This window comes from Sedimenticola hydrogenitrophicus (genome assembly GCF_025175675.1).
Classification (GTDB): domain Bacteria; phylum Pseudomonadota; class Gammaproteobacteria; order Chromatiales; family Chromatiaceae; genus Sedimenticola; species Sedimenticola hydrogenitrophicus.
This window is the reverse complement of the sequence record NZ_JANIOA010000037.1, coordinates 1-25,061: the sequence shown is the minus strand read 5'-3', so window position 1 is coordinate 25,061 and position 25,061 is coordinate 1. Positions and strand designations below refer to the sequence as shown.

General features: G+C 63.5%; 20 protein-coding genes and 1 other RNA gene. 1 reads left to right on the top strand and 20 read right to left on the bottom strand.

Annotated features, from left to right (window positions below):
* Window positions 1-94: 94 nt before the first annotated feature.
* On the bottom strand, window positions 95-2,905 hold the full coding sequence (gene secA / locus NPX02_RS16745; protein WP_260294947.1) for a preprotein translocase subunit SecA: 2,811 nt from the start codon (window positions 2,903-2,905) through the stop codon (window positions 95-97).
* A 487-nt stretch (window positions 2,906-3,392) separates the two neighbouring features.
* Window positions 3,393-4,325 carry a M23 family metallopeptidase gene (locus NPX02_RS16740; protein WP_260294946.1) on the bottom strand — a complete coding sequence of 311 codons (933 nt, stop codon included), beginning with the start codon at window positions 4,323-4,325 and terminating at the stop codon, window positions 3,393-3,395.
* A 72-nt stretch (window positions 4,326-4,397) separates the two neighbouring features.
* On the opposite strand from NPX02_RS16740, the gene NPX02_RS16735 reads away from it, so the two are divergent.
* Window positions 4,398-4,844, top strand: a complete 447-nt coding sequence (locus tag NPX02_RS16735) for a DUF721 domain-containing protein (RefSeq protein WP_260294945.1) — start codon at window positions 4,398-4,400, stop codon at window positions 4,842-4,844.
* Between the two features lie 372 nt (window positions 4,845-5,216).
* Here NPX02_RS16735 and lpxC read toward each other — a convergent pair whose 3' ends face one another.
* The 18 genes from lpxC to rnpB all read right to left on the bottom strand — a co-directional run bounded on the left by lpxC (window position 5,217) and on the right by rnpB (window position 25,003).
* A complete protein-coding gene (lpxC, locus tag NPX02_RS16730; RefSeq protein ID WP_260294944.1) occupies window positions 5,217-6,128 on the bottom strand; it encodes a UDP-3-O-acyl-N-acetylglucosamine deacetylase in 912 nt (303 codons plus the stop codon).
* Window positions 6,129-6,450: 322 nt separating this feature from the next.
* Window positions 6,451-7,620: a cell division protein FtsZ gene (gene ftsZ, locus NPX02_RS16725; protein ID WP_260294942.1), complete on the bottom strand. Its 1,170-nt coding sequence runs from the start codon at window positions 7,618-7,620 to the stop codon at window positions 6,451-6,453.
* 68 nt (window positions 7,621-7,688) lie between these two features.
* Window positions 7,689-8,924, bottom strand: a complete 1,236-nt coding sequence (ftsA, locus tag NPX02_RS16720) for a cell division protein FtsA (RefSeq protein WP_260294940.1) — start codon at window positions 8,922-8,924, stop codon at window positions 7,689-7,691.
* Between the two features lie 133 nt (window positions 8,925-9,057).
* Complete coding sequence (locus NPX02_RS16715) at window positions 9,058-9,834, bottom strand: cell division protein FtsQ/DivIB (protein WP_260294938.1); 777 nt, start codon at window positions 9,832-9,834, stop codon at window positions 9,058-9,060.
* A complete protein-coding gene (locus NPX02_RS16710) occupies window positions 9,798-10,721 on the bottom strand; it encodes a D-alanine--D-alanine ligase (protein WP_260294937.1) in 924 nt (307 codons plus the stop codon). Before NPX02_RS16710 ends, NPX02_RS16715 begins: the two co-directional genes overlap by 37 nt.
* Window positions 10,718-11,623 carry a UDP-N-acetylmuramate dehydrogenase gene (gene murB, locus NPX02_RS16705; protein WP_260294936.1) on the bottom strand — a complete coding sequence of 302 codons (906 nt, stop codon included), beginning with the start codon at window positions 11,621-11,623 and terminating at the stop codon, window positions 10,718-10,720. The genes NPX02_RS16710 and murB overlap by 4 nt, the downstream gene beginning before the upstream one ends.
* A gap of 157 nt (window positions 11,624-11,780) precedes the next feature.
* Window positions 11,781-13,226: a UDP-N-acetylmuramate--L-alanine ligase gene (murC, locus tag NPX02_RS16700; protein WP_260294935.1), complete on the bottom strand. Its 1,446-nt coding sequence runs from the start codon at window positions 13,224-13,226 to the stop codon at window positions 11,781-11,783.
* Window positions 13,223-14,281, bottom strand: a complete 1,059-nt coding sequence (murG, locus tag NPX02_RS16695; RefSeq protein ID WP_418067346.1) for an undecaprenyldiphospho-muramoylpentapeptide beta-N-acetylglucosaminyltransferase — start codon at window positions 14,279-14,281, stop codon at window positions 13,223-13,225. The genes murC and murG overlap by 4 nt, the downstream gene beginning before the upstream one ends.
* 5 nt (window positions 14,282-14,286) lie before the next feature.
* On the bottom strand, window positions 14,287-15,468 hold the full coding sequence (gene ftsW, locus NPX02_RS16690) for a putative lipid II flippase FtsW (RefSeq protein ID WP_260294932.1): 1,182 nt from the start codon (window positions 15,466-15,468) through the stop codon (window positions 14,287-14,289).
* A complete protein-coding gene (murD, locus tag NPX02_RS16685; protein ID WP_260294931.1) occupies window positions 15,465-16,817 on the bottom strand; it encodes a UDP-N-acetylmuramoyl-L-alanine--D-glutamate ligase in 1,353 nt (450 codons plus the stop codon). Before murD ends, ftsW begins: the two co-directional genes overlap by 4 nt.
* A 31-nt stretch (window positions 16,818-16,848) precedes the next feature.
* A complete protein-coding gene (gene mraY / locus NPX02_RS16680) occupies window positions 16,849-17,931 on the bottom strand; it encodes a phospho-N-acetylmuramoyl-pentapeptide-transferase (protein ID WP_260294929.1) in 1,083 nt (360 codons plus the stop codon).
* Between the two features lies 1 nt (window position 17,932).
* On the bottom strand, window positions 17,933-19,306 hold the full coding sequence (locus tag NPX02_RS16675; protein WP_260294927.1) for a UDP-N-acetylmuramoyl-tripeptide--D-alanyl-D-alanine ligase: 1,374 nt from the start codon (window positions 19,304-19,306) through the stop codon (window positions 17,933-17,935).
* Window positions 19,306-20,829: a UDP-N-acetylmuramoyl-L-alanyl-D-glutamate--2,6-diaminopimelate ligase gene (locus NPX02_RS16670; RefSeq protein ID WP_260294926.1), complete on the bottom strand. Its 1,524-nt coding sequence runs from the start codon at window positions 20,827-20,829 to the stop codon at window positions 19,306-19,308. The genes NPX02_RS16675 and NPX02_RS16670 overlap by 1 nt, the downstream gene beginning before the upstream one ends.
* A complete protein-coding gene (locus NPX02_RS16665; RefSeq protein WP_260294925.1) occupies window positions 20,829-22,592 on the bottom strand; it encodes a peptidoglycan D,D-transpeptidase FtsI family protein in 1,764 nt (587 codons plus the stop codon). Before NPX02_RS16665 ends, NPX02_RS16670 begins: the two co-directional genes overlap by 1 nt.
* Before the next feature lies 1 nt (window position 22,593).
* Window positions 22,594-22,866, bottom strand: a complete 273-nt coding sequence (gene ftsL / locus NPX02_RS16660) for a cell division protein FtsL (protein ID WP_260294924.1) — start codon at window positions 22,864-22,866, stop codon at window positions 22,594-22,596.
* Window positions 22,863-23,798 (bottom strand): 16S rRNA (cytosine(1402)-N(4))-methyltransferase RsmH, encoded by a 936-nt coding sequence (gene rsmH / locus NPX02_RS16655; RefSeq protein ID WP_260294923.1) that lies wholly within the window; start codon window positions 23,796-23,798, stop codon window positions 22,863-22,865. Before rsmH ends, ftsL begins: the two co-directional genes overlap by 4 nt.
* Window positions 23,799-23,800: 2 nt before the next feature.
* Window positions 23,801-24,256, bottom strand: coding sequence for a division/cell wall cluster transcriptional repressor MraZ (gene mraZ / locus NPX02_RS16650; protein ID WP_260294971.1), 456 nt, complete (start codon window positions 24,254-24,256; stop codon window positions 23,801-23,803).
* A 383-nt stretch (window positions 24,257-24,639) separates the two neighbouring features.
* Window positions 24,640-25,003: RNase P RNA component class A (gene rnpB / locus NPX02_RS16645), an RNA gene on the bottom strand.
* Window positions 25,004-25,061: the final 58 nt, after the last annotated feature.

Here is a 25,061-nt window from a genome sequence, read left to right as displayed (position 1 = left end):
TGCGGTTCGCAAGCTCACCGGCATCCTACCCCAGGCAATGTGGTATGTCGCCGGCCGGTATGACGGGATAGGGGAAAGCCTTTCATGGGATACACTATTGAATACGCCCGTGACATTGCTTGTATTTTTTCCCCGATCCGCAGGGGCAGGGCTCGTTGCGCCCCACCTTGCGGTCCGAGCGGACAAACGGCTGGTGCGCCTCTTCATCGTCCCCACCCGCCTCCTCGCCGCTCTCCTCGCCAAAGCCGCCGAACTCCTCATGTTTGAACTGGAACTCGGCTTCGTTGGCTTCATGGGCCGGTATCTCCATGGTCTCCTGCGGCTGGATCCTCACCTTGGTCAGGACCTGAGTGATCTCCTGCTTGATGTTGTCCAGCATATTGGAGAACAGCTCGTAGGCCTCGCGCTTGTACTCCTGCTTGGGGTTCTTCTGCGCATAGCCGCGCAGATGAATACCCTGGCGCAGATAATCCATGGCCGCCAGATGCTCTTTCCAGCTGGCGTCCAGGATCTGCAGCATGATGGCCTTCTCGTACATGCGCAGGTTTTCACTTCCCGCCAGCGCCTCTTTCGCGGCGTACTCCTGCTCCATCTGCTCGATGATCTTCTGCCGCAGGGTCTCTTCGTGCAGGCTGTGGTCGGTGTCGAGCCACTCCTGGATCGGGTAATCCAGCTCATACTCGCTCTTCAACGCCGCGGTGAGGCCGGGGATATCCCACTGCTCATCGAGACTCTCCGGCGGAATATAGCGGTCGATCAGGGCGTTGACCACGTCATGCCGGATGGAGGTGATGGAGTCGGAGACATCACCCGCATCCATCAACTCATCGCGCTGCTGGTAGATCACCTTGCGCTGATCGTTGGCCACATCATCGTATTCCAGTAGCTGTTTACGGATATCGAAGTTGCGTCCTTCCACTTTTTTCTGGGCGTTGGCAATCGCCTTGGTCACCCAGGGATGCTCGATCGCCTCGCCCTCTTCCATGCCCAGCTTCTGCATGATGGCCGAGACCCGGTCGGAGGCGAAAATGCGCATCAGGTTATCTTCCAGGGAGAGATAGAAGCGGGTCGAGCCGGGGTCTCCCTGGCGGCCGGAACGGCCGCGCAACTGGTTGTCCACACGTCGCGACTCGTGCCGCTCGGTTCCGACCACGTGCAGGCCGCCCGCCTCCAGCACCTGCTGATGACGCGCCTTCCAGTCGGCCCGGATCTTGTCGATCGCCGCCGGAGTGGCCGCCTCGCCCATATCCGTGATCTCCATGTCGGGATTGCCGCCCAGCACAATATCGGTACCGCGCCCCGCCATGTTGGTGGCAATGGTGACCGCGCCGGGACGGCCGGCCTCGGCCACGATATTGGCCTCACGCTCGTGGTGCTTGGCGTTCAACACCTGATGCGGCACCTTGGCCTGTTCCAGCAAACCGGAGATCAGCTCGGAGGTTTCGATCGAAGCGGTGCCCACCAGCACCGGCTGGCCGCGCTTGACGCAATCCTGGATGTCCTCGGTGATGGCACGGTACTTCTCGCCGGTGGTCAGGTAGACCAGGTCGCCCATGTCATTACGCACCATCTCCCGGTTGGTGGGGATCACCACCACCTCCAGTCCGTAAATCTGCAGGAACTCCGGCGCCTCGGTATCGGCGGTGCCGGTCATGCCGGAGAGCTTGCGGTAGAGGCGGAAATAGTTCTGGAAGGTGATCGAGGCCAGGGTCTGGTTCTCCTTCTGGATCTCCACCCCCTCCTTGGCCTCGACCGCCTGATGCAGCCCCTCCGACCAGCGCCTTCCCGGCATGGTGCGGCCGGTGAATTCATCGACAATGACGATCTCACCGTCGCGCACGATGTAATCGACATTCTTCTGGAACAGCGCATGCGCCCGCAGCGCACAGGTCACGTGATGCATCAGGCTGATATTGGCGGTGTCATAGAGACTCGACTCGGTGTCCAGCAGCCCCATCTCCAGCAGCACATCTTCCACATGCTGATGCCCCTCTTCGCTCAGGTACACCTGGCGGGCCTTCTCATCCACCGAATAATCGCCGGGACCGAAGGCCGGCTTGCCGTCTTCATCCGCCTCGATGGGTTCCTGCCGGGTCAGGCGCGGGATCACCTGGTCAATGCGGGTGTAGAGATCCGAACTCCCCTCCGCCGGACCGGAGATGATCAGCGGGGTGCGCGCCTCGTCGATGAGGATAGAATCCACCTCATCCACGACCGCGAAGAATTTCTCCCGCTGCACCCGCTGTTCGTTGCTGAAGGCCATGTTGTCGCGCAGGTAGTCGAAGCCGAACTCGTTATTGGTGCCATAGGTGATATCGCAGGCGTAGGCCTCACGGCGGTTGGCCGGGAGCAGGTGGAGATAACCGCCGCTTTTACCGTCGTAGTCGTAGTCGCAGACAAAGGAGGAGTCCCCCGGTCCGGCACCGGATGACTGAATCACTCCGACGCTCAGACCCAGGAAGGTATAGATTCTTCCCATCCACTCCGCATCGCGCCTGGCCAGGTAATCATTGACCGTCACCACATGCACCCCCTTGCCGGGCAACGCATTGAGGTAGACCGCCAGGGTCGCCACCAGGGTCTTGCCTTCGCCGGTGCGCATCTCGGCGATCTTGCCGTCATTGAGCACCATACCGCCGATCATCTGCACGTCGAAGTGGCGCATGTTCAGCGCCCGACAGCCCGCCTCCCGCACCACGGCGAAGGCCTCCGGCATCAGGCTGTTCAGGTCCGCCCCCTGCTCCAGCCGCGCCCTGAATTCTCCGGTTTTGGCCTTCAGCTCCTCGTCTGTAAGGGCCTGAAGTTCCGGCTCCAATCCGTTGATCTGAGCCACCACCTTCGACATCCGCTTGATGAGGCGATCGTTGCGACTGCCGAAGACCTTCCTGAGAATGTTACTGACCATGGAAAAACTCTTGCTGATATGAATTTAGGCCCACGCCAGCCAAAGCGGGCGCGGGCAGGAAAATGAAACGGTGATGATACCGCAAAAAGCCTGCGTTAGCAGGCATTAGGTGGATGTATCCACAGATACCGCCTCCCGACCCGGTATAGGCTGTAGGGTGGATGCGCTGCGCTTATCCACCCTACAAAACTAGAGTTAGCCCGGCATTGGATGAATAGGAGTGAACCACGGATGGACACGGATTTCCGGTAAAAGACGCATCGCAACAGGCGGACCGCCAAACACTGGCGGTCATGAACACGCATGGCCACTTGTTGCGTGACCTGTCCCATCCGTGTCCTTCTGTGTGTATCCGTGGTTCTGCACCAGATTTGCCAAGTGAGGAGTGGTACATGGATGTACCGTTTACGGACCTGAGGATGGCATGCACCTACCGGCTTATCCACCCTACGACTTGATCAAAGATCGAGGGGAAAAGCCGGTTTGCTCAGCGCTTGGCGCGCAGGTACTTGGAGGGATCGATGGTCTTGCCATTGCGGGCGATCTCGAAATGCACATGCGGACCGGTCGAACGGCCACTGGACCCCATCAGCGCGATCGGTTGCCCCTGGACCACCAGATCGCCCGGCTTGACCAGGATCTTGTGATTGTGGCCGTAACGGGTCAAATAACCGCCGGAGTGCCGCACCTCGACCAGTTCGCCAAACCCGCTCTTCTCCCCGGCCCAGGTAACGATACCCGAGGCCACCGCGACCACATTCGAATCCTGTTTTCCGGCAACATCGACTCCGTAGTGGAAGGCCTTCTTGCCCGTGAACGGATCATTCCGGTAGCCATAACGCGACGAAACCCAGCCCTTCTCCACCGGCCGCCCGGTCGGCAGCAGCTCTTCGCTCATCCGTTTGTCGCGAATCAGCCCCTCCATCAGGTCGAGCTTGTGCTCACGATCCGTGATAACCAGCGACAGCTGTTCCATCTCGGAGACCAGTTCGGACAGACTGACCGACTGGACCATCTCCGTCGACTCGATGCCGCCGCGGGCCGGTTCTTCCTCAAAGTTGAACTCCGCCTCATCCAGCTTGCCCATCTTCACCAGGCGCTCCCCCAGGGCATTGATCCGCAGAATATGCGACTGCATCTGGCCGAGCCGCAGGGCCAGGGCATCCAGATGTTCCTGGGTGCGCCCCCGGGTCTCCTCCAGCTCATCACGCTGGGTCAGCAACAGATTGTGCACCGCCTCGGTCGTAGACGCGGCGGCGGTCCGCGGTGATTGGCTACTCATCCCCCACCGGTACCCGGTCCAGAGCGAGCCCCCCATCAGCAGGGCCAACAGCGGCACCAGGGTGAACAGCAACCTGAACGGGGAGATCGGGCGGCTACCTTTTTTATGGCAGAACCTGGAGAGGAGTATAATCTTCATGGATTGCGTATTCAGAGTGTCTGGTTAAAAGATAAATCACCAACACAGCGGCTTCCGTGACACAATTCATCCATGAACAAACGACCGCGTCTCATCAAAGACTTTCTGCAGCGCACCGGCACGCTGCATGGATTACTTGAACAATCCAAGGCGCAGTTATTGCTTTTGCAACGGGTGCGCAGCCTGATTCCATCGCCCCTGGACAGCCACTGCACGGCAGCGGTACAAAAGGGCTCGCAACTGGTGCTCTATGTCGACTCCTCCACCTGGGCCAGCCGATTGCGTTTTACCACCCGGGACCTTGCGCGCCAGTTGAACGCCGGCGGAATCACCACCGAGCGCATCACGGTGCGCGTGCAGGTGACCAGCAAACCACCTCGGCGGGAACACGCCAGGATCCGGCACCTCAGCCCGGAGAACGCCGCTCTGATCAACCAGACGGCCGCCGGAATCACCGATAGCGATCTGAGTGAAGCCCTGATTCGCCTTGGCAGACACGCCGTCAAAACGGAGTCGTAACGCCCCCGTGGCCGATGCACGAATCGCATCGCTAAAAACGATGCGGTTCGCAAGCTCACCGGCATCCTACGGATCGTAGCAAGCAAGGTAGGATGCGGTGAGTGAAACGAACCGCATCGATGCAACGCCGCCCCATCAGGTACAGCCCACCCTGCAGCCCGTAGGTTGGGGTGAGGAACGAACCCCAACATCAGGCGCACATGCATGAAACCCCGTTGGGGTTCGCAAGCTCACCCCAACCTACGAGTTGATCCAGTAGACGCAGGGTGGATAAGCGACAGCGCATCCACCGCGACATTGGTGGATGCGCCTACCGGCTTATCCACCCTACAAAAATTTCCGATGGGCACGCAGCCCACCCCGCAAATACCGTCAGGTGGCCTGGACCGGTTTCATGTAAGAGATGGGCACGCTGTCCCCCTCTTCAAAGGTCACCTCTTCCCAGGCGGTCTCATCCGCCATCAGCGCCTTCAGCAGCTTGTTGTTCAGGGCGTGCCCTGACTTGTAGCCACTGAACGCACCGATCAGGCTGTGTCCGAGCAGGTAGAGATCACCGATGGCATCGAGGATCTTGTGCTTGACGAACTCGTCTTCGTAGCGCAGTCCGTCCTCGTTCAGCACCCGGTAGTCATCCACCACGATGGCGTTGCTCATGCTGCCGCCGAGCGCCAGTTCCCGCTCCCGCAGCATCTCGATATCGCGCAGGAATCCGAAGGTCCGCGCGCGGCTCACCTCCTTTACGAAGGAGGTGGAGGAGAAATCGATGGTGGCGGATTTGGTACGCTCGGCGAATGCCGGATGGTTGAAATCGATACCAAACGACACCTTGAAACCGTCAAACGGTTCGAAGGCGGCGTACTTGTCATCTTCCTTCACCATCACCTTACGCTTGATACGAATAAAGCGCTTCGCCGCATTCTGCTCTTCCACACCGGCGGACTGGATAAGAAAAACGAAAGGTCCCGCGCTGCCGTCCATGATGGGCACTTCGGGAGCACTCACATCCACATAGGCATTGTCGATGCCGAGACCGGCAAAGGCGGAGAGCAGATGTTCCACCGTGGAGATCTTGAGGCCGTCCTGCTCCAGGGTGGTGGAGAGTCGGGTGTCGCCGACATTGTCCGGCCGCGCCGCGATCTCGACCGGTTCTTCCAGGTCAACCCGACGAAATACCACGCCGGTATCGATTGCCGCCGGGCGGAGGGTCAGGTAGACCTTCTCCCCGGTATGCAACCCCACTCCTGTAGCACGAATAACGTTCTTAAGTGTACGTTGCCGTATCATGTTGCCTGTATTCCCGATTTCCCGGCCACTAAACGGCCGCATGGTATCACACAATCCGCCCAATAAACCAAACCCGCTAACCTACACGAGGACTCATTGAGAGGATTACGCATCTGTTCGTAGCGCCAGGCCCAAGATATCTGCAAGATAAAATCCTTGCGCCCCCCAACACCCATTAGGGTATTCCCTTATTAAGTATCAGCTTCACCCTTTTATTGCAAGTTTATTTCGCCGCCCGGATCCGCTGAAACTTCGTGGCGAAGCCGCCCTGTCACCGACCACCGGCGGTGCGGCTTTAGCCGCGACAAACCCAAACCATCGATCAATCCGCCTGACGCCTCAGGAATGCCGGGATGTCCAGGTAATCCATATTGTGCTCCTGGGCGGCGGTTACGTAGGATTTAGCCGCCTTGCGCACCACGGTCGGGCTGTCCATTTCGCGATAATCGGCCGGCCCTGGAGCCACCACGTCGGTATTGACCAGACGTACCGGGGGTGCCTCCTCAACCACCGGCGGCTTGAGCTCCGCCTTACGGATGGCACCCAGACCGGTGGCCACGACGGTCACCCGCAGCTCATCGCTCATGTCGGGGTCGATCACGGTACCCACCACCACGGTGGCGTCGTCGCAGGCAAACTCCTTGACCGTGCTGCCCACCTCGTCGAACTCACCGATCGACAGATCCAGCCCGGCGGTGATATTGACCAGGATGCCCTTGGCCCCCGCCAGATTGACATCCTCCAGCAGCGGGCTGTTGATCGCCTGCTCGGCGGCATCGCGGGCACGGTTGTCACCCTTGGCGGTACCGGAACCCATCATGGCGGTCCCCATCTCGGACATTACCGTGCGCACATCGGCAAAGTCCACGTTGATCAGACCCGGCCGGGTGATCAGCTCGGCGATGCCCTGGACGGCCCCCTGCAGCACATCGTTGGCCGCCTTGAAGGCATTCAGCAGGCTCATGTCGCGGCCCAGTACCGCCAGCAGCTTCTCGTTGGGGATGGTGATCAGCGAATCCACATATTGACTCAGGGCCTCGATCCCCTCATCGGCGGTCTTCATGCGCTTCACGCCCTCGAACGGGAACGGCTTGGTCACCACCGCCACGGTCAGGATGCCCATCTCCCGGGCCACCTCGGCCACCACCGGCGCGGCCCCGGTGCCGGTGCCGCCGCCCATACCGGCGGTAATGAACACCATGTCGCTCCCCTGCAGCGCCTCATGGATACGCTCCCGGTCCTCCATGGCCGCATCACGCCCCACATCCGGATTGGCCCCGGCGCCCAGCCCCTTGGTGATATTGGAACCCAGCTGCAGCAGCGTGCGCACCTGGCTGTTCTTCAGCGCCTGGGCATCGGTGTTGGCACAGATGAAGTCCACCCCTTCGATGTTCGCATTCAGCATGTGGTTGACCGCGTTGCCACCGCCGCCACCGACCCCGATCACCTTGATCACCGCGTTTTGACTATATGCATCCATTAATTCGAACATGTCACTCTCTCCTCATGATCCAGGCCCTGCTACACGGCCACCTGAAAAAATTTAAAATTGCCAAGAAGTCAGAAATTGCCCTGAAACCAACTCTTCATGCGATTCCATATCGCTTTGAAATTGTTGCCCCCCAGAGGCTCCTGCATTCGTCCCTTCCGATTCTGTTGCCCGAACAGCAACAGGCCGACCCCTGTTGCATAAATCGGGTTTCGCACCACATCCACCAACCCCGTTACATACTGCGGAACACCCAGCCGCACCGGCATGTGAAACACCTCTTCCGCCAGTTCGATCAGGCCTTCCATCTTGGAACTGCCGCCGGTCAGCACCACCCCCCCGGCAATCAGATCCTCGAATCCACTGCGCCGCAGCTCGGCCTGCACCAGGCCCAGCAGCTCCTCGTATCTCGGTTCCACCACCTCCGCCAGAGTCTGGCGGGAGAGCCGCCGCGGCGGCCGGTCGCCGATGCTCGGCACCTCGATGGTCTCGTCGCTGGCCGCCAGCTGGGTCAGGGCACAGGCGTAGCGGATCTTGATCTCTTCCGCGTGCTGGGTCGGGGTGCGCAGCGCCACCGCGATGTCGTTGGTCACCTGATCCCCGGCGATGGGAATCACCGCGGTATGGCGGATCGAACCTTCGGTGAACACCGCGATATCGGTGGTACCGCCGCCGATATCCACCAGGCAGACACCCAGCTCCTTCTCATCGTCGCTGAGTACGGAAAAGCTCGAACTCAACTGTTCCAGAATCAGGTCATCCACCTCCAGCCCGCAGCGTCGGACGCATTTGACGATGTTCTGCGCCGCGCTGACCGCGCCGGTCACCATGTGCACCCGCGCCTCCAGGCGCACCCCGGACATGCCGACCGGCTCGCGGATTCCCTCCTGTTCATCGATGATGAACTCCTGGGGCAGGATGTGCAGGATCTTCTGATCCGCCGGAATCGCCACTGCCCGGGCCGCATCGATCACCCGTTCCACATCGCCATGGGTCACCTCCCGGTCCTTGATCGCCACGATACCGTGGGAGTTGAGACTGCGGATGTGATTGCCGGCGATCCCGGCGTGCACCGAGTGGATCTCGCAGCCGGCCATCAGCTCGGCCTCTTCCAGGGCGCGCTGGATCGACTGCACGGTGGATTCGATATTCACCACCACGCCCTTTTTCAGGCCGCGCGAGGGGTGCGAACCGATGCCAATGATCTCGATCTCATTGTCAGCCTTGATCTCACCGACAATGGCGACCACCTTCGAGGTGCCGATATCCAGTCCGACGATCAGATTTTTTTCTGTCTTTTTGGTCATTAAAACCGTACCTCTCCAGATCGTTTGCCAGATCGGTTGCCAGATTTGTTGCCAGATCCGTTGATAGCCACGCCGCGCCTGGCCCATCCATTTGCCTGCCCGATGACCGGCCGGACTTCTCTGTTCATCACCTTCAACTTGCCTCTCCCCAGAGCACCGCCACCCCATTGGCATAGCGCATGTCAACCCGCTTCACCCGGCGATTCTCCGCCTGTTCCAGCCGCGGATAGAGGCGCACGAAACGCTCCACCCGCGCTTCGGTATCCTCCTGCCCGAGCTTGAGTTCCAACCCCTGTTTAAACCCCACCGTCCAGGCACCCCGCCCATCCATGACCAGGCGGTCGATCACCAGCTCCAGCACGGCAAAGCGCCGGCCCATGCGTTGATAGCGCGCGACCATCTCCGCGGCCTGCCCCTCGGGTCCGGCCAGACTGGGCAGCTCCGCCTTCAGCGCCTCGGGCTCCGGGGTGAACACACCGCCGCGGCCGTTCACCAGTTGCGATGTCCCCCAGCGCGCCAGCGGCCGCTGCTCCTCCACCCACATCTTCAAGGTACCCGGCCAGATACGCCGGACGGTCACCTGATCGACCCAGGCCAACTTCAGCGCCGCCGCCCTCACCCGATCCAGGTCGACGGTAAAAAAATTACCTTCCATCGCCCCGCCGACCGCCTGCTCCAGCGAGCGCCGATCGAGATTGTGCAACTCCCCATCGATGCGCACGAGCTTCAGTGGCAACACGGACGGATCGCGCAGCGCGATCACCCCCCAGACCCCGCCACCGGCAAACAGCAGCAGCACGCCAAGGGTGCCCAGCCAGCGCCACAGCCGGCCGCCATCGGCCTTCGCGGACGAGTTGCCCGGAGCCACCGCCATCAGCCAGTCACCCGGCTGGCCGAGAGGATGCGCCACACCAGTTCGTCGAAGTCGATCCCTTCGACCCGGGCCGCCATCGGCACCAGACTGTGACTGGTCATGCCGGGTACGGTATTGACCTCCAAAAGAAGGGGATTCCCCACCGCATCCAGCATCAGGTCGACCCGCCCCCAACCCTTGGCACCAACGGCGCGGAACGCCTTGTCCGCCAGCCGCCGCAGCTCCGCCTCATGTTCGGCCGGCAGGCCGCAGGGGCAGTGGTAGGCGGTGCTGTCGGCCTGGTATTTGGCCTCGTAGTCATAAAAGGTATGGGGCGTCTCGATGCGGATCAGCGGCAACACCTGGTCATCCAGGATCGACGCCGTATACTCGGCCCCGCTGATCCAGCGTTCCGCCATCACCTCAACGTCGTAACCGGCCGCCTGGCGCCACGCCTGCTCCAGCTGTTGCCGGCTCTCCACCTTGGCCATGCCGATGCTGGAGCCTTCGTGGGAGGGCTTGATCATCAGCGGGAAACCGAGCACCTCGGCCCGCGCCAGATCAGCCGCCTGCTCCAGCATCACAAAATCGGCCGTGGGCAGACCCAGTCCCTTCCACAGCAGTTTGCAGCGATACTTGTCCATGCCCAGCGCGGAGCCGGCGACCCCGCTACCGGTATAGGGCATGCCGATACTCTCCAGGGCCCCCTGGATCACCCCATCCTCGCCGCCGCGACCGTGCAGCATGATGAATACCCGGTCGTAATGTTCCTGCTGCAGCAGACTGAGCACATCCCTTCCGGCATCCACGCCTTGGGCATTCACACCCCGGCGCACCAGCGCCTCCAGCACCGCCTGACCGCCCTGCAGCGACACCTCGCGCTCGGCCGAAAGCCCGCCCATCAGCACCGCCACCTTGCCGAAATCCGCCGCCAACAGTGTCATGCCCTCTCCTCCGTCTCGCCGACGATATGTACCTCGGTGACCAGTTCCACGCCGCTGGCCGCCTTTACCCGTTCCCGGACCCGCCGGATCAGCGCCTCGATATCGGCCGCCGTGGCGTCACCCCGGTTGATAATGAAATTGGCGTGCTTCTCCGACACCTGGGCCCCGCCGATCACCGCCCCCTTCAGACCGGCCGCCTCGATCAGGCGCGCCGCATGATCCCCCGGCGGATTGCGGAACACCGAGCCGCAACTCGGCTGGCCGATCGGCTGGCTGCTGTTGCGCCGCTCCAGCAGTTCGCGGATCCGCGCCTGGTTCTCCGTCACGTCACCCGGCTCAAGAACCAGGGTGGCGGCCAGGAACCACTCCTCCGCCGGCAGCTCCACCTGCCGATAACCCACCTTGAACTCGGTCGGCAGGCGTTTGTGCAACTGCCCCGCCCGGTCCACCGTCTCCACCGCCGTCACCTGGGTCCAGGTCTCGCCGCCGAAGGCGCCGGCATTCATCGCCAGGGCGCCGCCGAAGGTGCCCGGGATACCGGTCAGGAACTCGACGCCGCAGAGCCCCTGGCGGGCGGCAAAGCGCGCCACCTGGGCACAGCTCACGCCGGCCTCCACCCGCAGTGCGGTGGCCGATATCAGCGCCATCCCGTCCAGCCGCCCCTGGGTCGCGATCACCGTGCCGTTGAAGCCGCCGTCGCGGATCAGCAGATTGCTCCCCAACCCCAACCACAACAGCGGCTCGCCCTCCGGCAGGGTGGCAAGAAACTGCAACAGATCCTCGCCGTCGGCCGGACGGTAGAGCTGACGCGCCGGGCCACCCACCCGCCAGGTGGTGTAACGGGCCAGTGGCTCGTTGAGAAGTCGCTCGCCGCGCAGGGAAGCTGTCAGCCGTGCCATCATCAGGCGCCCTTTCGCCCGCGTGTTTGTGCCGGTGCCGGCCGTTTCAGTCCGCGAACGGCCGGGTGACGGCTCGCCGTCGGCGACTTGTCACGCAGCGGATAGATCCCCGAGAGTGGCTCGCCACAGCCCATATGCAAACGCCGATTCACTCCGTCAGTCACGACTCACCTCCCTGCTGTTGAAACCAGCCCGGTAACATGGCGGCCACCTGCCCGATATCCCCGGCCCCCAGGGTCAGGACGATGTCGCCATCCAGAATCATCCCGTCCAGCAACGCCGGCAGCTCGCCGATCGGATCGACAAACACCGGATCGACCTGACCCCGCGCGCGGATGGCCCGACTCAGGGAGCGGCCATCCGCGCCCGCGATTGGCGCCTCGCCGGCGGCATAGACCTCCGCCAGCACCAACACATCGGGCCGCGAAAGCACCTGAGTGAAGTCGTCGAACTGCTCCTGGGTGCGGCTGTAGCGGTGCGGCTGGAACACCAGCACCAGGCGCCGCTCCGGCCAGCCGGCGCGCACCGCATCCAGGGTCGCCCCCACTTCACGCGGGTGGTGTCCGTAATCATCCACCAGCATGATCTGGCGGCCGTCGGCCAGGCTGCATTCGCTGGCGTTGAAACGCCGCCCGATGCCCTCGAACCGCTCCAGGCCGCGCTGGATGGCGGCCACGTCCACGCCCACCTCATGGGCCACCACAATCGCCGCCAGGGCGTTGAGTACGTTGTGCCGCCCCGGCATGTTCAGGGTCACGTCAAAGGGCGCCTCGCCCGCCATGCTCACCTTGAAGTGGGTGCGCAACCCCTCCTGGCGGATCGCGCTCACCCGGCAATCCGCGTCCACGGACTCGCCATAGGTGATCATCCGCCGCGTCACCTGGGGCAGCAGGCCCCGCACTTCGTCATCATCGATACAGAGAATGGCCAGGCCGTAGAACGGCAGGTGGTGCAGAAACTCGATAAAGGTCTGGCGCAGACGGTTGAAATCACCGCCGTAGGTGGTCATGTGATCCGCGTCCACGTTGGTGACGATGGCCATCATCGGCTGCAGATAGAGGAACGAGGCGTCGCTCTCGTCCGCCTCGGCCACCAGGTATTCGCCGCCGCCCAGCCGGGCATGGGTACCGGCGGAATTGAGCCGGCCGCCGATGACGAAGGTGGGATCCAGACCGCCCTCGGCCAGCAGGCTGGCCACCAGGCTGGTGGTGGTGGTCTTGCCGTGGGTACCGGCCACCGCGATACCGAAATGGAAACGCATCAGCTCCGCCAGCATCTCGGCCCGCGGCACCACCGGGATCCGCTGCTCCCGGGCCTTGCGCACTTCCGGGTTGTCCTCTTTGACCGCCGTCGAGATCACCACCGCATCGGCCCCCACGATATTGGCCGCGTCGTGGCCGATATGAATGGTGGCCCCCTGTTTGGTCAGGCGTCCGATCGCCGGGTTGCTCTTCAGGTCGGAGCCGGATATTTGGTAGCCGAGATTGAGCATCACCTGGGCGATGCCGTTCATGCCGGCGCCGCCGATCCCGACAAAGTGCAGGTGACGGATGCGCCCCATGGTGGTGGCCGCCAGACGGCGCTGCGTTGTTTCGCCCTTGTTCATCGGCTTGCGATCTCCTGACAAAAATCCGCCACCATGTTGGTGGCACCCGGCATGGCCAGGGCGCGGGCCTTCACCGCCATCTCCAGCAGTGGTTCGCGATCCACCAGCAGTGCCTTCAACTCATCCGAAAAGCCGTCCTGTTCCAGTTCCGCCTGGGGCAGCAGCCGGGCCGCGCCGGCACCCACCAGGTAGCCGGCATTGCGGGTCTGGTGATCATCCACCGCGTGGGGATAAGGGACCAGGATCGCGGCGACCCCGGCGCTCGCCAGCTCACTCACGGTCAGCGCACCGGCACGGCACACCACCAGATCGGCCCAGGCGTAGGCCGCGGCCATATCCTGGATGAAGTCGTTCACCTCCGCCTCGACACCCAGTGCCTGGTAGGCTGTGCGGGTGTCCTCGCTCTTGTCGCGCCCCGCCTGGTGGCGCACCAGCGGCCTGGTCTCGGTAGCCAGGGTCGCCAGCACCTCCGGCATTGACCGGTTCAGGGCCTGCGCCCCCAGCGACCCGCCGACCACCAGCAGCCGCACCGGCCCGCTCCGGCCCTGCAGCCGTACCGACGGCCCCGGCAGGGCGGCGATCTCGCGGCGCACCGGGTTGCCGCAAGCCACCGCGCCGACCCGCCCGCCGAAACTGCCGGGAAAGGCCTCGAACACCCGGCTCGCCAGCCGCGACAGCCAGCCGTTGGTCATCCCCGGCACCGCGTTCTGCTCGTGGATTACCAGGGGTATGCCGAGCAGGCGCGCCATCAGGCCGCCGGGACCGGTGACAAAGCCGCCCATGCCCAACACCACCCGGGGCCGGCACTGGCGCAATATCCGGGCGGACTGGAACAGGGCGCGAACAATCCTGAACGGCGCCGACAGCCAGCGCTTCAGGCCCGTGCCACGCAGCCCGCGGATATTCACCAAGCGGATATCGATGCCGTGTTCCGGCACCACCCGCGACTCGAAACTGTCCACGCTGCCGAGCCAGCAGACCGCGACGCCGCGTTCCCGCAGCTCCTCGGCCACCGCCAGGGCCGGGAAGACATGACCGCCAGTGCCGCCGGCCATCAGCATCACGCCTCCTGCCATGCAGCCCCCCCCTGCTCGACCGGTTCCGGGCGCAGCAGTTCGTAGTCGATGCGCAGCAGCATCGCCACCACCAGGATGGCGACGATGATGCTGTTGCCGCCGTAGCTCATGAACGGCAGGGTCAATCCCTTGGTCGGCAGCAGACCGACATTGACGCCGATATTGATAAACGCCTGCATGCCGATCCAGAGCCCGAAACCATAGGCCACGTAGGCGGAAAAACGCCGGCTGTGCGCCTCCGCCCGGGCGCCGATACGGAAGGCGCGCCAGACGATCACCGCGAACAGACTGATCACCACCAGGGTCCCCAACAGACCGAACTCTTCACCGATCACCGCCATGAGGAAATCGGTATGCGCCTCCGGCAGGTAGAACTGTTTCTGGATACCGTTCCCCAGTCCGACCCCGAACCATTCGCCACGACCGAAAGCGATCAGTGCCTGGGCCAGCTGGTAGCCGCTGTTCTCCACATCGGCCCAGGGGTCGAGGAAGGCGGTCACCCGCTGCAGCCGGTAGGGCGAGACCAGCACCAGTCCCACCAGCGCGGAACCGGCCAGGCCGATGAGGATGGCGAACTGCCACACCGGGACACCGCCGAGAAACAGCATGCCCATGGCGGTGGCCAGCAACACGGTGGTGGTACCGAAATCGGGTTGCACCATGATCAGCGAACAGGCGACCACCAGCAGCAGCATCGGCTTGATGAAGCCCCAGGCGCTGTGTGCCACTTCCAGCTGGCGGCGCACCAGATATCCGGCGATATAGACCACCATGAACAGCTTCATGAACTCCGAACTCTGCAGATTGAACGGCCCCAGCGGGATCCAGCGGGTAGCCCCGTTGGCTTCTCGCCCGATGCCGGGTACCAGCACCAGCACCAGCAGCAACAGCCCGGTAAAATAGAGCAGGGCGCCGGAACGCTCCCACTGGGCCACCGGCACCTGGGAGATCAGCAGCGCCCCGAGCAGCCCCAGACCGATGGCCAGCAGATGACGGTTCATGTAGTAGAAAGGCGCCTCGCCAATGCGGTGCAGGGAAGCGGAGGCGACCATCACCAGTCCCAGGCCGAGCAGGGCCAGTGCGGCCATCAGCAGCGGATAGTCCAGGCTCGGCAGCAGCTTGCGCCCTTCGCCAAAGGTGGCCTGCCGATGGGTCGTGAGGTTCATGGGATCAACCTCGCCACAGCATCCGCGAACCGGTCGCCCCGCTGTTGATAATCTTTGAACATATCGAAGCTGGCACAGGCCGGGGAGAGCAGCACCCGGTCACCCGGCTCGGCGCAACCGGCCGCCAGCAACACCGCATCATCCATGTCATTGGCCTGGAGCAGCGGCACCTTGTCGCCCAGGGCCTTGGCGATCAGCGGCGCATCCTGCCCCAGCAGGATAACCGCGCGCGCATACCTGGCCACCGCCGGTGCCAGCGGGGCGAAATCGGCCCCCTTGCCGACCCCGCCGGCGATCAGCACCGTGCGCGCCTGGTCCCCGCCGGCAAGACCTTCCAGCGCCGCCACGCAGGCCCCCACGTTGGTGCCCTTGGAGTCGTTGTACCAGCGCACGCCGGCGGACTCCTTGACGAACTGGGTGCGGTGCGGCAGACCGGTAAAACCCAACAGGGTACGCAGCATGCTGTCGCGCGGCAGCCGTAGCAGGGTGCCAATGGCCAGTGCGGCCAGGGCGTTGGCAATATTGTGGCTGCCGGGTATTTTCAATTCCACGGCGCGCACCAGGCGCTGCGACCCGTGACAAAGCCAGCGCTCGTCCTGGTGCTTGCAAACCCCGAATTCCCCTTCGGCGGGCGACTCCAGGGTAAACAGGATCTCGCCCGCCCCGCCCCGGCTCATGGCCAGCACCCGGGGATCGTCGCGATTGAACACCGCGCCCTCGGCTTTCCGATAAATGGCCGCCTTGGTGTCCACATACGCCTGCAGGTCCTGGTAGCGGTCCAGGTGATCGGGGGAAATATTCAGCACCACCGCCACCTTCGGCTGCAGACTGTAAGTGGTCTCCAACTGGAAACTGGAGAGCTCCAGCACGTAGAGCTCCACCTCGTCGTGCAGCAGTGACAGGGCCGGGTCGCCCAGGTTGCCGCCGACGGCCGCCTTGACCCCGGCATCGCGCAGCATGGCCCCCAGCAGGGTGGTGACGGTGCTCTTGCCGTTTGACCCGGTGATCGCCACCACCGGTGCCTTGGCGGCGCGCGCGAACAGCTCGATGTCGCCCACCACCGGCACCCCCCGGGCCACCGCCTGCTGGATCAGCGGTTCGCTCATCGGCACCCCCGGGCTCACTACCAGCTGTTCGGCCACGGCAAACGCGGCCTCGTCGAAACCGCCCAGGAACAGGGCGATATCGGGCAGTTCCTGGCGCAGTTCATTCAGGCCCGGCGGGTCGTTGCGGCTATCGGTGATGGCCACCGGCACACCGCGCACCGACAGAAAACGGGCGCAGGAGAGCCCGGTCTTGCCCAGACCGACTATCAGACTCTTTTTGTCACTCGCCCTCGGTGGTGTCATCTCTTCCCTACGCCTCGGCGTAAAATTCCCATTAACGTATCTTCAGGCTGGAGAGCCCGATCAGCACCAGAATCACGGTGACGATCCAGAAGCGGACGATCACCCGAGGCTCCGGCCAGCCCTTCAATTCAAAATGGTGATGCAGCGGCGCCATGCGGAAGATGCGCCGCCCGGTCAGCTTGAACGAAGCCACCTGCAGCATCACCGACACGGTCTCCATCACGAACACTCCGCCCATGATCACCAGCACCAGCTCCTGGCGCACAATCACCGCCACCACGCCGAGCGCCGCCCCCAGCGCCAGCGCCCCCACATCGCCCATGAACACCTGGGCCGGGTAAGCGTTGAACCAGAGAAAACCGAGACCGGCCCCCACCAGGGCGCCGCAGAAGATCACCATTTCCCCGACACCGGGGAGATGGGGAATCAGCAGATAGCCGGCGATCTGGGCATTACCGGAGGCGTAGGCAAAAATACCCAGGGCGCCGGCTACCAGTACGGTCGGCATGATCGCCAGGCCGTCCAGGCCGTCGGTCAGGTTGACGGCGTTGCTGGTGCCGACAATCACGAAATAGCTGAGCACCACAAACCAGGGTCCCATGTCGATCACCACGCTCTTGACAAACGGAATGATCAGCTGGGTCTCCGCCGGTACCGAGGCACTGGCAAACAGGGCATAGGCGGCCCCGGCACCCACCAGGGACTGCCACAGATACTTGTAGCGGGCGGAAAGTCCCCGGGAATCCTGCAACACCAGCTTTTTATAGTCGTCATAGAATCCGATCAGTCCGAACAACAGGGTCACCAGGACCACGATCCAGACATAGCGGTTGTCCAGGTCGGCCCACAGCAGGGTGCTGACCGCCACCGCCACCAGCAGCAGGGTACCGCCCATGGTCGGCGTACCGGCCTTGGCGAGGTGGCTCTGGGGTCCGTCGCTGCGTATCGTCTGGCCGATCTGGTGATGGGTCAGGCGACGGATCATCACCGGCCCGACAATGAATGAAATCATCAGCGCCGTGAGCACACCCAGGATGGTACGCAGGGTGATATACTGGAATACGCTGAAGCCACTGTTGAACTGGGTCAGGTATTCGGCCAGGTAAACGAGCATCTCAGTCTGTCTCCCGCTCGACGAGTGCATTGACAACCATTTCCATTCCCGCGCGACGCGAACCTTTTACCAGCACCCGGTCGCCTGACCGCAGCTCCTGCTGCAGTTGTTCCAGCAAAGACTCACGACTGGCGAAGGCCGCACCGCCCGCGGCGAATTGCCTGGCCGCTTCTCCCGCCTCGCCGACGCCATACAGATGTTCAATCCCGGCCGCCCGTGCCTGGCGCCCCAACTCGCCATAAAAGCCCTGGGTGCCTGCGCCCAATTCACCCAGCTCACCCAGCAGCAGGAAGCGGCGGCCCGGCGCCTGGGCCAGGACATCGATGGCGGCGCCGACGGAATCGGGGTTGGCGTTATAGCTGTCATCGATCAGCCAGACCCCCCGCTGCCCCCGTAGCGGTTGCAGCCGCCCCTTGACCGGACGGATGGCTGCCAGCCCGGCGACGATGCTCTGCTCGCTGGCCCCGACCTGGAGCGCGGCGGCGATCGCCGCCAGCGCATTCATACGGTTGTGCTCCCCGGCCAGCGCCAGCTCGATGTTCAGGCTGCCGCCGGGGATATCCACCGCAAAGCGGCTGCTGAAGCCCTGTTCGTGCCCCTCCTCATACCAGTGCAACGCCAGTTGCCCGGGACTGCTGATATCGGCCGGCTGGTGGATGCCGAAGCTGCAGACCCGCCGCCCGGTGGCGACGCCGCGCCAGAACGGGGCGAAACGGTCGTCGGCATTGAAGACGAAGCAGCCCGGCTCGACCAGTCCGGATACGATCTCGCTCTTCGCCTTCGCCACCCCCTCCAGGGTACCGAAGCCCTCCAGGTGGGAGCGGAAGGCGTTGTTCAGCAGCGCCACATCGGGGCGTGCGATCTTGCTCAGATAGCCGATCTCGCCCGGGTGGTTGGCGCCCATCTCGATCACGGCAAAATCCTCATCCTGCAACTGCAGCAGGGTCAACGGCATGCCGATGTCGTTGTTCAGGTTGCCCCGGGTGGCCAGGACCGTGCCGTTACCGCTCAGGATGGCGGCGATCATCTCCTTGACCGTGGTCTTACCGTTACTGCCGGTCACCGCGATCACCTGCGCCTTGCTCTTCAGCCGCCACTCCGCCGCCATCCGCCCCAGGGCGACGCGGGTATCCTCCACCACCAACTGGGGACAATCCACCGCCAGCTCGTGATCCACCACCGCCGCGACGGCACCCTGCGCCAACGCCTGCGGCAGATAGTCATGGCCATCGAAGTTGGGGCCTTTCAGGGCCACGAACAGATCCCCCGCCTGCAGCCGGCGGGTATCCGTGCTGACCGCGCTGAAACGAGCGTCGCCTCCCAAATGCCGGGCGCGAATGGCGCCGGCCATTTCCGCGAGCGTGAAGGCGATCATCACCCCACCTCCCGCAAGGCGTCTTCCACCTGCTCGCGGTCACTGAAATGGAACACCTGGTCGCCCACCAGCTGATAGGTTTCGTGCCCCTTGCCGGCAATCAGGATCAGATCACCCGGCTCAGCCTCACGAATGCTCAGGGCAATCGCCCGGGCGCGGTCCCTGACTACCTGGGCCCGGTCCGGCTGGCCCATGCCGGCAAGGATTTCGGCAACGATGAAGTCGCCCGATTCGCTGCGCGGATTGTCATCGGTGACGATCACCCGGTCCGCCAGCCGCTCGGCGATCCCGCCCATCAGCGGCCGCTTTCCCCGGTCCCGGTCGCCGCCACAACCGAACACACAGACCAGGCGGCCACCAACATGTTCGCGCAGCGCGGTCAGGGCGTGTTCCAGGGCATCCGGGGTATGGGCGTAATCGACCACCACCAGCGGTTGCCCGCCGCCGCCGAAGCGCTGCATGCGTCCGGCTACCGTCTCCACCTGGGCCAGCTTCTCCAGCGCCGCCGCGAACGGCACGCCCCGCTGCAGCAGTACCGCCAGCACCGCCAGCAGATTGCTCACGTTGAAACGCCCCAGCAGCCGGCTGACGAGGTGTCCCCGCCCCCAACTGCTTTCGATAATCAGGGACATGCCCTCGGCGTCCGGCACGATAGCGGTTGCCTTCACCCACTGCGGCGTCTCCGGGGCGCGCTCCGCATCGCTGCTGTAGCCGATCCGGCGCACCTGCGCAGGCAGCCCGGCGAGCACCCGGGCGGCGAACGGATCATCCAGGTTCAGCACCGCGCAGTTGATCTCGCAGTCGGTGAACAGGCGCAACTTGGCTTCGGCATAGGCCGCCATGCTGGTGTGATAATCGAGATGATCCTGGGTCAGGTTGGTCAGCAGCGCGACATCGAAGCGCACCGCCGCGGCCCGCCCCTGATCCAGGGCGTGGGAGGAGACCTCCATGGCCACCAGTTCGGCGCCGCGATCAAGCAGATCGCGCAACTGCGCCTGCAGGCTGACGGCATCGGGCGTGGTGTGCCCAGTGCTCTCCAGCGCCCCAGGCAGACCGTAACCGATGGTGCCGATCACCCCGCAGAGGTGTTCCGGACTGAACGCCTGGGCCAGGAAATGGCTGCAACTGGTCTTGCCGTTGGTGCCGGTGATACCAACGACCGCCAGGCTATGGCTGGGATCGGCATAGAAACGCCCGGCAATGGCGCTGACCTGCGCACTCAACCCCGCAAGCGCATAGAGCGGGATCCCGCTCGCCTCCGCCAGTGCCTGGATATCCTCCGCGGTCCACTCCTCGTTGGGTTCGCAGAGCACTGCCGCGGCCCCGCGATCCACCGCCTGCTGGAGAAACTCCAACCCGTGATGGGAGATCCCGGCACAGGCGAGAAACAGCGAACCCGGGCGAATCCGGCGGCTGTCCAGGGTCAGATCGGTGATCTCCCGATCCGCCACCGCCGCGGCATCGATCCAGCTGGAGAGCAGCTCCGGCAGCCGGCAAATCGAGCTGTATGCAGCCGTTGCCATCACCCGCCCCCTCCCGTGCCGGCCAGCTTGAGCAAGGAATCGTCAATGGCATCGGGGGCGATATTGAGCAGCCGCAGGGCGCCGGTCATCACCCGGGAGAACACCGGCGCGGCCACGGAACCGCCATAATATTTCCCCGCCGTCGGCTCATCGATCATCACCACCATCACCAGGCGCGGATCGCTGGCCGGGGCGATACCGGCGAACACCGAAATGTAGCGATCGTCCGCATAACCGCCGCTGATGCTCTTCTTCGCCGTCCCGGTCTTGCCCGCCACGCGGTAACCGGTCACGGCCGCCGCCGGCGCCGTGCCTTCGTCCGTCACCACTGCCTCCATCATCTTGCGAACCGTGCGTGCCGTGGCGGCGCGCATCACCCGCTCCCCCTTCACCGGCGCATCCTGGCGCAGCAGGGAGACCGGATACCGGATGCCGTCACTGGCGAGCACGCCATAGGCGCGGGCCAGCTGCAGCGCGGTGACCGAGAGCCCGTAGCCGAAGGCCAGGGTCGCCTGGTCGATCTCCGCCCAGCGCCGGTAGGGCGCCAGCTGACCGGCCACCTCACCGGGGAAACCGGTGCTGGTGGGGTCACCGAAACCGACCCGTGAGAAGAAGCCCCAGAACTGCTCCTTGGGCAGATCCAGGGCGATCTTGCTGACCCCCACATTGCTCGATTTCAGGATCACCCGGGCCAGGTCGATGCGCCCGTAATCGCGATGATCCTTCACTTGGTGGCGGCCGACCCGGAAGGTGCCGGGCGTGGTATCGATCATCGTCCCCGGGGTATAGCGGCCCGACTCCAGCGCGGCGGCAATGGTGAACGGTTTCACCGTGGAACCGGGTTCGAACACGTCGGTCACGGCGCGGTTGCGGAAACGCCCGGCCTTCCCGGACTTGCTGCCGTTCGGGTTGTAGGCCGGTTGGTTGACCATGGCCAGGACCTCGCCATTGCGGGCATCGAGAATGACCGCGGAGCCGGACTTCGCCTTGTGGCGCTGCACCGCCCCCTTGAGTTCGCGATAGGCGAGAAACTGCAGACGCCGGTCGATCGAGGTGATCAGCTCCTTGCCGGCCTGGGGTTCCAGGATGTGCTCCACATCCTTGACCACCCGCGCCCGTCCGTCCTGGATCACCCGCTTGCGTCCGGACGTCCCCTGCAACCATTGGTCGTAGGCCAGCTCCAGCCCCTCCTGCCCCTGGTCGTCGATATTGGTGAACCCGACCACATGGGCGAACACCTCGCCATCCGGGTAGTAGCGGCGATATTCCCGCTGCAGGCCGATGCCGGCGATGTCGTTCTCCGCGACAATCTCCATCAGCCGTTTGGCCCGGTCGGGATTGACCCGCCGCTGGAGATAGACAAAGGAGCGGTCGCTGCGGCGCGCCAGCAGCTGGCGCAGGTCATCCAGATCCATCTCCAGAACCTTTGCCAGCGGCGCCAGCACCCGGCGGTCCGGCGACAGGGCGCGGGGATTGGCCCAGATGGAATCCACCGGGGTACTGATGGCCACGGGCGCGCCGGAGCGGTCCTTGATCATGCCGCGGTGGGCGGGCATCTCGACCACCCGCAGATAACGCCGCTGCCCCTCGTTCTGCAGGAAATCGGTTTCAAAAATCTGTTGATCCACCGCGCGCCACACCAGCAGCACGGCGGAGAGCGACAGCAGACCGAGCAGGGTCCAGCGCCGGGCGCGATAGCTCGGCAGCGCCTGCTCGATCCGGCGGGCCTGCTTCTGACGCCTGTTTCTGCTATTCCCACTCATATCAAGGCTTCACCACCACAACTTCATCAGCTGCCGGTATGTGCATATTCAACCGTTTGCGGGCAATCTTCTCGACCCGGGCGTGCGTGGCCCAGGTACTCTGTTCAAGTTGCAACCGCCCCCACTCCACATCTATCGCGTCACGCTCGGCGCGCAACATCTGCAACGCCACAAACTGTTTCCGGGTGGCGTATTTCGAATACACCACTCCGGTCGCGGTCAACAGCAGACCGAAAGTCAACAACAGCAAGAGGATCAGTTGACCCCGCTTCATCGCTTGCGCTCCGCCACCCGCAACACGGCGCTGCGCGCACGTGGATTCTCCTCCACCTCCCGCCGGGAGGGCTTGATCGCCTTGCCGATCAGTGCCAGGCGCGAATTGCGCTGCAGCTCGGTCACCGGAATTCCCGCCGGGAAGCGGTCGCCGCGCTCGGCATCGCGCATGAAACGCTTGACGATGCGGTCTTCCAGCGAATGAAAGCTGATCACCGCCAGGCGCCCGCCCGGCGCCAGGACCCGCAACGACTGATCCAGACACGCCTTCAGGTCGTCCAGTTCCCGGTTGATATGGATACGGATGGCCTGAAAGCAGCGCGTCGCCGGATGCTTGCCCTTTTCCCAGGCGGGATTGGCCGCGGAGACGATCTCCGCCAGTTGGCGTGTCGTCTCAATCGGCTGCACCGCCCGCGCCTCGACGATGGCACGGGCGATCCGCCGGGCATAACGCTCCTCGCCATAGGCCTTGAATACCTGCGCCATCTCATCGGCGCCGACCACGCTCACCCAATCGGCCGCACTGATCCCAGAACTGTTATCCATGCGCATGTCCAGTGGCCCGTCATTGAGAAAACTGAACCCCCGCCCTGCTTGATCGAGCTGTGGCGAGGAGACCCCCAGATCCAACAGCACCCCGTTGACGCGTCCGAGTAATCCCGACTCCTCGGCAAAACGTTCCAACTCCGCGAAGGAGCCCTGGCGGATCTCAAACCGGGCATCCTCGGCGAACATCTCCCGCGCGCAGGCGATGGCCTCAGGGTCCTTGTCGATCGCCAGCAGGCGCCCCGCCGTGCCCAGCGCCTGCATAATCGCCGCACTGTGCCCACCGCGGCCGAAAGTGCCGTCGATATAGATCCCATCCGGTAATATATTCAGCGCCTCCAGCGCCTCGTTGAAGAGCACCGGCAGATGTGTGTCCGTGTCGGCCATCGCTATATCGAGAACGTGTCGAATTCGGCCGGCAGATCGAGGTTGTTCAGATCCACCTCACCCAGCCACCCTTCCCGCTGGCTGTTCCAGCGCTCTTCATCCCACAGTTCGAACTTGTTGCCCTGCCCGATCAGCACCACATGCTTATCCAGGTGGGCAAAGTCACGCAGGGCGGGCGGCAGCAGTACGCGGCCCTGGCCATCCATCTCGACTTCTGTGGCGTGTCCCACCAGCAGACGCTGCAGATTGCGCGCCGCCTTATTAAAGGAAGGAAGTTTCATCAGCTTGCGTTCAATCTCCTGCCATTCCGGCAGTGGATAAATCAATAGACAGTGATCAAGGTCTATCGTTACCACCAATTCCGCGGCACAGCGCTCCTGCAGCCGTTCGCGATAGCGCGTCGGCACGGCCAAACGGCCCTTGGCATCCAGGTTGAGTCTGTTAACGCCCCGAAACAATGAACGAGCCCCCCTTTTGGAATTCCTATTTCCAGAAAAATCCACTTTTACCCACTTCTCCCCATAATAGGTACTCAAATCGGGGGTTGTCAAGGAGATGACTCCACCTAAACAGGCGAAAGTTCCTTTAAAGACAGGGGCTTAGGGGCAGCACTTGGAGGAAAATCCACGACACAACGCAATATAAAACAGGGCGATGAAATGCCGAGTTAAAGTAGATTATGAAGATAAGTAGAGCTTAAGTCCTATTTTCACCTGGAACCACCACACTCCGTTGATGCGGCCCGATGCGGGTCCGCGGAAACCGGCTATTCCGCCGGCATTGCGATGTGGAAACGGGGAGCGCGGCCAGCCACGAAGTGGCTGCCAGCGAGAGGAGGTGGGTTGGGAGTCGGCCTGTAAGCCGGGTTCTGTCATGGATGGCCATTCATCTGGGATGCACGTCGCCGTGCACCTCAAGCGACCTACCCGGGGACCGTGCGGGCCGCACGTGGCAACCGAGGTTGCCCGCCCCCCTATTTGGTCTTGCTCCGGGTGGGGTTTACCCTGCCACTGCTGTTACCAGCAGCGCGGTGCGCTCTTACCGCACCATTTCACCCTTACCAACCGGCCCGTGGGTCGGTGGCGGTATATTTTCTGTGGCACTTTCCGTAGGCTCGCGCCCCCCAGGCGTTACCTGGCACCCTGCCCGTCGGAGCCCGGACTTTCCTCCACCTTTTGCAAGGCAGCGACCATCCGGCCGACTCCCGGCGAGGAGAGTAGTCCCATCACCCCGCTTGTGCAAGCACAAACTCGCCGCCCACCA